This is a genomic window from Janthinobacterium sp. AD80 (assembly GCF_002878455.1).
Lineage (GTDB): Bacteria > Pseudomonadota > Gammaproteobacteria > Burkholderiales > Burkholderiaceae_D > Janthinobacterium.
Genome location: NZ_NRDQ01000062.1, coordinates 37,392 through 48,172 on the forward strand (window position 1 = coordinate 37,392; position 10,781 = coordinate 48,172).

Annotated in this window: 13 protein-coding genes; 9 read left to right on the plus strand and 4 right to left on the minus strand. The window is 62.9% G+C overall.

The annotated features are described in order from the left end of the window. Positions 1 to 5: 5 nt before the first annotated feature. From JaAD80_RS13620 to JaAD80_RS13635, 4 genes are read right to left on the minus strand one after another with little or no spacing between them, the layout of a single operon-like run. Positions 6 to 278 carry a flagellar biosynthetic protein FliQ gene (locus JaAD80_RS13620; protein WP_102294752.1) on the minus strand — a complete coding sequence of 91 codons (273 nt, stop codon included), beginning with the start codon at positions 276 to 278 and terminating at the stop codon, positions 6 to 8. A 3-nt stretch (positions 279 to 281) separates the two neighbouring features. Next, positions 282 to 1,052 (minus strand): flagellar type III secretion system pore protein FliP, encoded by a 771-nt coding sequence (fliP, locus tag JaAD80_RS13625; protein ID WP_102294753.1) that lies wholly within the window; start codon positions 1,050 to 1,052, stop codon positions 282 to 284. Next, entirely contained in the window at positions 1,049 to 1,414 is a 366-nt protein-coding gene (locus JaAD80_RS13630; RefSeq protein WP_102294755.1) for a FliM/FliN family flagellar motor switch protein, read from the minus strand. Before JaAD80_RS13630 ends, fliP begins: the two co-directional genes overlap by 4 nt. A 1-nt stretch (position 1,415) precedes the next feature. Then, positions 1,416 to 2,264 (minus strand): FliM/FliN family flagellar motor switch protein, encoded by an 849-nt coding sequence (locus JaAD80_RS13635; protein ID WP_308410602.1) that lies wholly within the window; start codon positions 2,262 to 2,264, stop codon positions 1,416 to 1,418. A gap of 571 nt (positions 2,265 to 2,835) precedes the next feature. Between JaAD80_RS13635 and JaAD80_RS13645 the strand changes: the two genes are divergently transcribed. The 9 genes from JaAD80_RS13645 (at position 2,836) to JaAD80_RS13685 (ending at position 10,674) form a co-directional block, all read left to right on the plus strand. Next, a complete protein-coding gene (locus tag JaAD80_RS13645; protein ID WP_102294758.1) occupies positions 2,836 to 3,174 on the plus strand; it encodes a flagellar hook-basal body complex protein FliE in 339 nt (112 codons plus the stop codon). A gap of 60 nt (positions 3,175 to 3,234) precedes the next feature. Next, positions 3,235 to 4,968 carry a flagellar basal-body MS-ring/collar protein FliF gene (gene fliF, locus JaAD80_RS13650; protein ID WP_102294759.1) on the plus strand — a complete coding sequence of 578 codons (1,734 nt, stop codon included), beginning with the start codon at positions 3,235 to 3,237 and terminating at the stop codon, positions 4,966 to 4,968. Next, positions 4,946 to 5,986 carry a flagellar motor switch protein FliG gene (locus JaAD80_RS13655; protein ID WP_102294761.1) on the plus strand — a complete coding sequence of 347 codons (1,041 nt, stop codon included), beginning with the start codon at positions 4,946 to 4,948 and terminating at the stop codon, positions 5,984 to 5,986. The genes fliF and JaAD80_RS13655 overlap by 23 nt, the downstream gene beginning before the upstream one ends. Next, positions 5,983 to 6,672: a flagellar assembly protein FliH gene (fliH, locus tag JaAD80_RS13660; protein ID WP_102294762.1), complete on the plus strand. Its 690-nt coding sequence runs from the start codon at positions 5,983 to 5,985 to the stop codon at positions 6,670 to 6,672. The genes JaAD80_RS13655 and fliH overlap by 4 nt, the downstream gene beginning before the upstream one ends. Then, the gene (gene fliI, locus JaAD80_RS13665) at positions 6,669 to 7,979 is read left to right on the plus strand and encodes a flagellar protein export ATPase FliI (RefSeq protein WP_102294764.1); all 1,311 of its coding nucleotides are present in this window, start codon (positions 6,669 to 6,671) and stop codon (positions 7,977 to 7,979) included. Before fliH ends, fliI begins: the two co-directional genes overlap by 4 nt. An 8-nt stretch (positions 7,980 to 7,987) precedes the next feature. After that, positions 7,988 to 8,425 carry a flagellar export protein FliJ gene (gene fliJ, locus JaAD80_RS13670; protein ID WP_102294766.1) on the plus strand — a complete coding sequence of 146 codons (438 nt, stop codon included), beginning with the start codon at positions 7,988 to 7,990 and terminating at the stop codon, positions 8,423 to 8,425. A gap of 89 nt (positions 8,426 to 8,514) precedes the next feature. Next, a complete protein-coding gene (gene fliD, locus JaAD80_RS13675) occupies positions 8,515 to 9,924 on the plus strand; it encodes a flagellar filament capping protein FliD (RefSeq protein WP_102294768.1) in 1,410 nt (469 codons plus the stop codon). A 50-nt stretch (positions 9,925 to 9,974) separates the two neighbouring features. Then, positions 9,975 to 10,364, plus strand: coding sequence for a flagellar export chaperone FliS (gene fliS, locus JaAD80_RS13680; protein ID WP_102294770.1), 390 nt, complete (start codon positions 9,975 to 9,977; stop codon positions 10,362 to 10,364). Between the two features lie 43 nt (positions 10,365 to 10,407). Continuing rightward, complete coding sequence (locus JaAD80_RS13685) at positions 10,408 to 10,674, plus strand: hypothetical protein (protein WP_258002985.1); 267 nt, start codon at positions 10,408 to 10,410, stop codon at positions 10,672 to 10,674. Positions 10,675 to 10,781 lie beyond the last annotated feature (107 nt).

Here is a 10,781-nt window from a genome sequence, read left to right on the forward strand (position 1 = left end):
CGGCGCTATCCGACCAGGGTGGCCGCGCGCTGAAAAATGGAAACGCAATAATCCATCAGGTAGCCCGACATCCAGCGCCCGGCCAGGATCAGGGCCAGCAAGGTGACCAGCAAACGCGGCAGGAAGCTCAGCGTCTGCTCATTGATCTGCGTGGCGGCCTGCACCAGCGCCACCACCAGGCCCATGAGCAGGCCCGGCACGACCAGGATCACCACCAGCAGCATGACGATATGCAGCGCTTCGATGATCAGGTCGACGGCGACTTCAGGGGTAAACATCGGTCAGTAGCCCTGTATGCTGGTTACTAGGGTGTTGACGGTCAGGGTCCAGCCGTCGACGAGCACGAACAGCAGCAGCTTGAACGGCAAGGAAATGACCAGCGGCGAGAGCATCATCATGCCCATGGCCATCAGCACGGACGCCACCACCAGATCGATGATGAGAAACGGTATGAACAGCATGCAGCCGATCTGGAACGCCGTCTTGAGTTCGGACAACACGAACGCCGCCAGCTTGACGGTAAAACTGTGGTCTTGCGGGCGCGTGGTGGTCGGTTCGCCGGCCAGGTGGGCGATCTGCGCCAGCGCCGCCTTGCTGGTCTGCGCCAGCATGAAGCGCGAAATCGGCACTTCGGCGATCTTCAGCGCTTCCTGCATGCCGATCTGGTCGCGGTCATAGGGCACGAACGCCTCCTTCCACACCTGGTCGCCGATGGGACGCATGACCAGCAGGGTCAGGATGAGGGCGATGCCGGTGACGATACGGTTTGGCAAGCCCTGCTGCAGGCCCAGGGCCTGGCGCAGCAGCGACAGCACGATGACGAAACGGGTAAAGCTGGTCATCATCATGACCATCACGGGCAGCAGCCCGAGCAGGGTCATGACGACGAGGATCTGCATCTTGACCGACAGGTCGGTCTTCGCGCCCGGCACCACGCCGGACAGCAAATCCTGCGCGCCGGCGGCGCTGCAGCACAGCATCAGAACTGGAACGGCCAGCGCGGCGGCCAGCGTGCCGCGACGCCGGCCTACACCGGGTACCGCCAGCTTCATGCTGTCATCAGGTCGAGATTGAGGCCGTCGAGGTCGATGACCTTCAAGCCGTAATTCTCGCCAGCCACCACTACTTCGGCGCGGCCGATCGGGGTGCCGTTGACCTTGATCACCAGCGGTTCGCCGGCCAGCATGTCGAGTTCGATCACGCTTTCCGGGCCGATGGCCATCAACTCTTCCAGCGAAATGCGGGCCGAGCCCACTTCCAGGGTCAGGGTGACGGGGATCTTGCGCATCATTTGCGGAATATCGCGGCGCGCGCGGGTGCTGGAGACGTCGGCAACGTCGCCCTGGTCGATGATCATATCGTCGCCCAGGTCTTCCAGCAGGGTTTCGCTCTGGTTGGTATCGGTCATATTCATATTATTCGACATCTTCAAATGAGGTTAAACAGAGCTTGCCCTTGTGTTCGGAAACGGCTGCTGTAAATAAACGGGAATCGTCGAGCATGACGTCGGTGCGGCTCAGGCTGACGGGAATCACGTCGCCCACGCGCAAGTCGAACAGGGCACCGAGCTGGACTTGCTTGCTGACCAGGCGGCCTTCCAGAGTGACCTGCAGGCGCGAGGCCAGCGGGCGCACGCTGCCGCGCAGGGCTTTCTTGGCTTGCGCCCGTTCGGGCAGCAGGCCGCGCAGCACATCGGCCATCAGGCGCTTGTCCAGCGAGAACCAGAAGTTGCCGCTCTGGCCAGCCTCGACGTCGCTCAGCGCGACCGTGACGATCCAGCTGCCGCGCGCCGGGTGCACGCCGGACTGCACGGCCACCTCGGCAGCCGTGTCGATGGCACTGGTCTTGCCCAGGGTTTGCAGGTTTTTGTGGATGCGCGTGAACAAACTGTTAACCAACTGTTGTCCCAGCACCACAGCGAGGCGTTCTTCCGTTGCCGTCACGCGCACTTGCGCCGGATCCGGCAGGACGCCCTTGGCGCCCGCACTACCATAGCGATAGTTCAGTACGCTTAAAAGTATCTGGCGCTCGAGGGCGAATCCGCTCTGCCCGGCGGGCGTGGAAAAGCTCAGCCAGCGGTTCACGCTATCTTCGTTCTCGACGCGCGACAAGGTGACGGCATCGACCTGAAAGTTACCCCAGTAGCGCCGGCTCATCGGTTGACGCAAGGCCACGGCCAGGTCGTCGCGCAGCTGCGCGCCGAACACATGCAGCAGGTGGACGGGACGTCCGAGCAGACAGGAATCGAGGACTTGATGGCGCACAGTTTGATCTGTCTTAGTGGTTATCATGTGAGTCATGTCGTATTGCGGTGGCAGAACAAATTATACGGATCGCCCGAAATTAAATACAGCATCATCTTGATCTTGCCGACAGGTACGCAAGCAAACGATTGCGCATCGTATCGCATGCTAGATGACTACGGTGCTGAACAATACATGAAAAACCTAAATATTGCCATGTATCAATATTCCTTGAGCCATTCCTCTCTTTACTTTATAGTTGCCGCGAGGTAAGCTTATAGCGACAAAATTCAGATTTGCAGTGCGCCATTCCGCTTACCTGATTCCGGTTTTTATGGCAGTGTCCAGTCCCTCATATTGCCGCCACTAGAAACTTTTATCAGCTATATATTGGTTGTCATGGCCGTGTAAATCGAAGCGTGATTTGCTGGGTTTGTTTAAGTCTGCTTGCAGCGGATGGTGTGGCAACTGATAAAACTGATGGGCCCTGGGAATCGGGCCGGGGCGCGGGCATTACGATGCTGCCGCGCCGGCATGGCAACACCAGTATTTCTGATTGATACGTCACCGCATATTGAAAGTAGAGGGCAAGATGAGCAACGAACTCGCAGGTCTGATCAAGGCCGATCTGGCAGCACTGAGCAACGACGCGCGCGCCCTGGGCGCCAGCATCATGCCGGCCGCCCAATTCGGCGCACCGGAACAATCCGGCTTCTCGTTTGCGCAAAGCATAAAAGACGCCGTCGGCAAGGTCAACAGCGACGACCGCCTGGCCGCGCAGAAAATGAGCGACGTCGACAGCGGCAAGAGCGACGACCTGGTCGGCGCCATGCTGGCCAGCCAGGAAGCCAGCCTGTCCTTCTCCATGTTGATGCAAGTGCGCAATAAGGTCATGGGCGCCGTCGACGAACTGATCAAACTGCCTTTGTAAGCCCTACGCCCAGATCCACGCCCAGCCTCCCAGCGAAAGTTACCCCAAGTGATTACCACCATGAAGTCCGCATTTGCGCGCTGGCGCCTTGGCGCCCAGCCCGCCATCCCGCCCGCCCTGCTGAAAAACCTGGTTCCCATCGTCGTGCTGGCCATCGGCATCACCGCCATGGTCACCATGTATTTCTGGCGCGACCAGGCCAACTACAAGCCCGTCTTCGGCGCGCGCGAAAAAGTGGCCGTGACGGACATGATGGCAACCCTGGACGCCGAACACATCCCCTACCGCCTGCATCCTGACAGCGGCCAGGTGCTGGTGCCCGACGCCATGCTGGGCAAGGTGCGCATGCTGCTGGCCTCGAAAGGCGTGACGGCGCAGCTGCCGGCCGGCCTGGAGCTGATGGACAAGAACGATCCGCTGGGCGTGTCCCAGTTCGTGCAGGACGTGCGCTTCCGCCGCGGCCTGGAAGGCGAGCTGGCGCAAAGCATCATGACGATGGACGCGATCGCTTCGGCCCGCGTCCATTTGTCGATTGCCAAGTCGACTTCGTTTGTTGCCAGCGATGGCGACAAATCCTCGGCCTCGGTGGTCGTGGCCCTGAAGCCGGGCCGCACCCTGGCGCCGGAACAGATCGCCGCCGTCATCAACATGGTGGCCGGCAGCGTGGCCAGCCTGGCGCCAACGCGCGTGAGCCTGGTCGACCAGGGCGGCAACCTGCTGTCCGCGCATGTCGACCTGACGGATGGCTTCGACGCCTCGGCGGCCGGCAACGAAGGCGCCAAGCGCTTCCAGGATGAGATCCGCCACAATGTCATGGGCCTGCTGGGTCCGGTCATCGGCGAAGACAACTTCAAGCTCAGCGTGACGGCCGCCGTGAACAACGACCGCGTCGACGAAACGCTGGAAAAATACGGCGAAGCCCCGAAAGTGACGAGCGAAGCCATGCGTGAAGAGCAGGAACGCAACCGCACCGTGGCCGGCATTCCCGGCAGCCTGTCGAACCGTCCGCCCGCCGCCGCCGTGCCCGCACCGGCCGACGCCGCCGGCGCCGCGCCTGCCGATGGCGCACCGAAGCCATCGGACGATGGCACGGCCCGCAAGAACGCCACCACGCGCCAGTACGCCTATGACCGCAGCATCACGCAGATCAAGCGCAGCCGCGGCCGCCTGGAAAAACTCAGCGTCGCCGTCGTCCTCAACAGCGCCGCCGCACCGAATCCGAAAACCGGCTGGACTCCTGCCGAACTGGGCAATATTGAAAAAATGCTCAATAGCGGCCTGGGCATCAACGCCCAGCGCGGCGACAGCCTGAGCCTGACGGCCCTGCCCTTCCCCGCCAAGCCGCCTGTGGCGCAATGGTGGGAAGAGCGCGACACCGTCGTTGATTTCAGCAGCTGGCTGCTGTATGCGCTGGGTGCCGTGCTCGGCTACTTCCTGATCCTGCGCCCCCTGATGCGCCTGCTGACGGCGCGCCTGGCGCCGCCAACGCTCAAGCAGATCGATCCCGCCATGGCCCTGGCCGGCGGCAGCACGGCAGCGGCAAATGGCGTCACCGCCGCCGGCGCGCCGGCGCTGGGCGTGAATGGCTTGCCGGCCCTGGAAGGCGCAGCCGCCGCCACGGGCGCCAGCATGCCGGTCGTGCCGCTGCTGGAAAATTACGACCTGCCACCACCTGGCTCGGCCGTCGACGTGATGGTCGACCACCTGAAAGTGCTGGCAGAAAAAGAACCCGAGCGTGTCGCCGAAGTCGTCAAACAATGGATGCAGAAAAATGGCCGAACTCAACAACAATAATTTCCCTGACGACGCAGACATCGAGAGCGTCAGCCTGAACCCCGTGGAGCAGGCCGCCATTGTGCTGCTGAGCATAGGCGAAGAGCAGGCGGCCAATGTGCTGCGCTGCCTGTCGCGCGAAGAGTTGCTGGAAGTCACGCAAGTGATGTCGCGCATGAGCGGCATCAAGGTCGAAGCCGTGAAAACGGCCATGCAAACCTTCTTCGACGACTACCGCCAGCAAAGCGGCGTGCACGGCGCTTCGCGCAGCTACCTGAAGCGCTCGCTGGACATGGCGCTGGGCAGCGATATCGCAAATAGCGTGCTGAACAACATTTACGGCGATGCCATCCGTCCGAAAATGGCGCGCCTGCAGTGGGCTTCGCCAAAATGGCTGGCCGAATACATCGTCAACGAACACGTGCAGATGCAAGCCGTCTTCCTGGCCTTTTTGCCGCCCGCGCTGGCCGGCCAGATCCTCGACGCCCTGCCCGTCGAAGGCCGCGACCTGGTCTTGCTGAACCTGGCGCGCCTGGACGAAATCGACCGCGACCTGCTGGTCGAGCTTGATGAACTGGTGGGCCGCTGCCTGGGCACGCTCGACACGCAAAGCACCAGCGTGGAAGGCATCCGCCAGGCCGCCGAGATCCTCAACCGCATGCCGGGCAACCGCGCCGCGCTGGTCGAACTGCTGCGCGCCCACGATCCGGAAGTGGTGTCGGAAATCGAACTGAGCATGTACGACTTCCTGATCCTCGCCACGCAGAGCGATGTCACGCTCACGCGCATCCTGGAAGACGTGCCGATGGAACAGTGGGCCATCGCCCTGAAGGGCGCGGAACCGTCGATCCGCGATGCCGTGCTGAAAACCATGCCGCGCCGCCAGGCCCAGAGCTTCGAAGACATGATGCGCCGTTCCGGCCCCGTGCCGCTGTCGCGCATCGAACAGACGCGCCAGGAAATCATGGCCACCGTCAAGGGCCTCGCCGATGCGGGCGAGATCGAAGTGCAACTGTTTGCCGAAGCGGTGATCGAATGAAGCACTTCCGCTCATACCGTTTTCCGCCGCTGTCGCAATTCATCGCCGCCGGCCAGCGTGCCGCCAGCGAAGACACGGATGGCCAATGGCAGGCGTCCGTCTCGGAAGGCTTCGAGCAGGGCCAGCGCGACGGCTATGAAGTGGGCCTGGTGCAAGGCCAGCAGGACGGCTACGACGCCGGACGCAGCGATGGCATCGCGCATGGCCGCGAAGAAGGCCGCAATGAAACCCTGGTGGCGCTGGACCGCCTGGCGCGCCCTGTCGATGCGATCCTGCGCGACCTGAAAAAAGTGCGCGCCGACTACCGCGCAGCGCAGCGCAAGGAAGTGGTCGACCTGGTGGCCAAGGTGGCGCGCCAGGTGATCCGCGCCGAACTGGCGCTGCAGCCCGTGCAATTGCTGGCCCTGGTCGACGAGACCCTGGCTTCGATGCCGCCGACGCGCGAGGAAATCGACGTCTTCCTCAATCCGGAAGAATTGAAACGCATCAGCGAACTCGATCCGAAGCGCGCCAAGCGCTGGAACCTGATCGCCGACGCCCGCCTCGACGCGGGTGAATGCCGCATCAAGGCGGGCGACAATGAAGTCGACGCCGGCTGCCATCAGCGCCTGTCGGCCTGCATGGAACAAGTCAGCAGCCACCTGGCGCTGGCCGCCGAACACGCCGACCAGGGCGCGCCTGCATGATCGCCGACACGCTGCGCAGTTTCGAGATCGGCGATATTCCGGTCGCGACACCCACCGGCCGCCTGGTCGGCGCTTCCGGCTTGCTGCTGGAAAGCGCCGGCTGCCGCCTGCACACGGGCCAGCGTTGTCAGATTGAAACTGTGAATGGCGAATGGCTGGACGCGCAAGTCGTCGGTTTCCGCGAAAAACTGTCCTACCTGATGCCCTTCAAGAAAGCCACGGGCCTGACCACGGGCGCGCGCGTGCTGCCCCTGCCCGACAAGGCCAGCCTGCAGATCGGCCCGTCGTGGCTGGGCCGCATGGTCAATGGCCTGGGCGAGCCGATCGACGACCTGGGCCGCCTCGGTGGCGAACACATCCTGGAAGTGACGCCACCGAAGGTCAATCCCCTCAAGAAACAACCGGTAGCCGAGCCGCTGGACGTGGGCGTACGCGCCATCAACAGCATGCTGACCCTGGGCAAGGGGCAGCGCGTGGGCCTGATGGCCGGTTCCGGCGTCGGCAAGAGCGTGCTGCTGGGCCTGATCACGCGCCAGACGGTGGCCGATGTGGTCGTCGTCGGCCTGATCGGCGAACGGGGCCGCGAAGTGCGCGAATTCGTCGAAAAGTCGCTGGGCGCCGAAGGCTTGAAAAAGGCCGTGCTGGTGATCGCGCCAGCCGACGAGTCGCCGCTGATGCGCATCATGGCCACCGAACTGTGCCATTCCATCGCCGCGCATTTCCGCGACCAGGGCAAGCACGTGCTGCTGCTGGTCGACTCGCTGACGCGCTACGCCATGGCCTTGCGCGAAGTGGCGCTGGCCCTGGGCGAGCCGCCGGCCACGCGCGGCTATCCGCCGTCCGTCTTCTCGAATCTGCCGCAACTGGTCGAGAGCGCCGGCAATGGCGCCCACGCCGAGGGCAGCATGAGCGCCATCTACACGGTGCTGGCCGAAGGCGATGACCAGCAAGACCCTGTCGTCGACACGGCGCGCGCGATTCTCGACGGCCACATCGTGCTCACGCGCGAACTGGCCGAACGGGGCCACTACCCCGCCATCGACATCGCCGCCTCGATCAGCCGCTGCATGGCGCAGGTGATCACGCCAGGACACATGCTGGCGGCGCGCGCGCTGAAAGCGTCGATGGCGCGCCATGCGCGCGTGCGCGACCTGATCCCCCTGGGCGCCTACGTGCCCGGCGCCGACCCCATCACCGACCGCGCCGTGCAACTGCACGGACCGATCGAGGCATTCCTGTGCCAGGGCACCAAGGAAGAGGCGCCGATGGCGCCTTGCATCGAACAACTTGAACAGATCATGGCCTAGGAGCATTTGTGAGCGACGCGCATACGATACGCAACCTGACCACCCTGGTCGGCCTGCGCAGCACCGAGGTGGAACGCCTGCAAGGCGAAATGGCGGCGCAGACGGCCGTGCGCGAGCGCTACCAGAAAAACCTGGAGCGCCTGACGGGCCTGTACACGGATAGCGGCCCCAGCGGCGCCCTGCCCCTGGCCCTGTCCGTCAATTGCGGCGACTTCAAGCAGGCCGTCATGCAGATGGCCGACCAGCACCGTACCGACTTGCACTTGCATGAAGCCACCATGGCCATTTCGCAGCGGGCCCTGAACACGGCGTGGGCCAAACGCGAAGTGCTGGACCAGGTGCTGACGCAAAAACAGAAGCGTGTTGCAAATGAGCAACAACGTACCGATGCCAAGCGCCAGGACGAGCTGGCAACGCAATTCTGGTTCCGCGGGCAGGTAAAATGAAACTTGTGTAAGTTTCTTTCAGGAAAACTTCACAAAACGGGAATGGGGGTCGCCTTGTACCGGTATATCCCTTTATTCAGGAGTCTGGCATGGCAAGCGTAATTACTTCACCGGTCTACGACCCGATCACCACCGCAAAAAATCTGGCCACCAAGGAAATTGCGGCGCAGCAGGCAGCATTGACGGCGAAAAATACGCTGGCCAACAACACCAGCACGGCGCTGAACAACCTGAAGTCGGCCATTTCGACTTTCCAGCTGGCGATGTCGTCGATGACCAGCAGCAAATCGGTGCTGAGCCAGTCGGCCACCTTCCCGGCCGCGGGCTTCGGTTCGGCCACCGCCGGCGTGAATGCCGCGCCCGGCACGTACACCTTCTTCGTCGAAAAACTGGCCACGGCCAGCCAGGTGTCGTATGGCGGCATAACGCCGGTCGACCCGGCTGACGGCACGGGCGTGCTGAAAGTGAAGATCGGCGATGGCGTGGGCGACAACACCCTCGACATCGACCTGGCGGCCGCCAACAAGGATGGCAACGCCAGCCTGACGCCGCAGGAAATCGCCGCTGCCATCAATAGCAACAGCAAGAACAACGGCCGTGTCACCGCCTCCATCGTGACCATCAACGGCACCGCGCAAATGGTCCTGACCTCGAATGTGACGGGTGTCGCCAACGCCGCCACGCTCGACGCCAGCGGCGTCACCAACGTCGCGCTGAAAGGCGCGCTGATCGCACCGGCCAACATCAAGGAAGTGGTGAAGGCCGACGACGCCATCGTCTGGCTGGGCGGCAAACCGGGTGGCACGGCCATCACGCAAGCGTCGAACACCTTCACCAACATCCAGGACGTGAAAGTGACCTTCACGCGCGCCATGTCGGCGGCCGAATCACCCGTCACGCTGACCGTGGCCACCGACAGCGCCGGCACCATCGCCAACGTGCAAACCTTCGTCGACGCCTACAACAAGCTGAAAAGCCTGCTGGACGGCCTGGCCAGCCCCGGCGATCCGGCCAAGGATGTGGCCGCCGGCATCTTCGCCCACGATTCGGGCCTGAACGCGCTGCGCACCAGCATGGGCAATGCCCTGCGCCTGAGCATCGGCGGCGATTCGCTGGTGTCGTACGGCATCACGGCACAGCGCGATGGCTCGATCAGCCTGAACAGCGCCAAGCTGACGGCCAAGCTGGCCACCAACCCGACGGGCCTGGACCAGCTGTTCGGCAACAACAGCCTGTCCGCGCCGGCCGGTGTGCTGGGAGGCCTGGACAAGGTCCTGGGCCAGTGGAGCAACATCACCAAGGGCCAGATCAAGCAGCGCCTGGAAGCGACCGATACCCTGCAGAAAAACCTGAACAAGAGCATGGACCGCCTGAATACGCAGTATGACAACTCGTACAAGCGCTACCTCGACCAATTTACGCGCCTGCAGATCCTGCAGGAACAGATGAACAAGAACGTCGACATGTTCGACGCCATGTTTGGCAACGACAAATCCTAAGGCGAGCGTGCCTGCCGCGCCGCCGCAAGTTTAGACAGTGAGAAATAGACATGTTAAACAATGAAGCTTACGGCAACTATCATGCAGTCAACCTGGATGCCCAGACCTCGCGCGCCTCGCCCGTGGAACTGGTGCTGGTCCTGACGGATGGCCTGCTGGAAGAACTGGCGCGCGCGCGCGGGCATATCGTGGGCAAGCGCTACGAACAGAAGGCGATCAGCCTGGATAAATGCACGCAGATCATCAACGGTTTGTCGAGCTCGCTCGATTTCGACAATGGCGGCGAGGTGGTGGTCAACCTGGCGCGCCTGTACGACTACTGCGTGGCGCGCCTGTATACGGCCGGCATCAAGCTTGATCCGAGCCTGATCGATGAAGTGACGACCTTGATGACCACCATCAAGCGCGGCTGGGTGGGTGTCCAGGCAAACAATGCCTAGGCGCCCCGCGCTGCAGCAGCTGAACCGTCAACTGGGCGCCGCCGTGGCGCGCTCGGACTGGGAAGCGCTGGAAAAACTCACGGCCAGCCTGGCGAAGAACATTCCCTTGCTGGCCGAACGCGGCGCCTGGAATGCGCTGGAACAAACAGAATTGTTGCAATTGCGCAAAATTCACGCGCAAGCGGTTAAAATTTGCTCTGAGGAAAAAGAACGCCTGGGTTTGCACCTGGGTGCATTACAGGCAAATAAGGAAGGTTGGGTCGCCTACGCCGCGCTCGGCGAATTCGACTCGGACGGGAATCAAGCATGATCATGAACTTCAATACAGCACCTGCCGCCCCTGCGGCGGCAATCACGGCAGCGCCTGCGGCGGCAGCGGCACCGGCACAACTGCCCCTGCCGCCCGGCGCGCCCGGC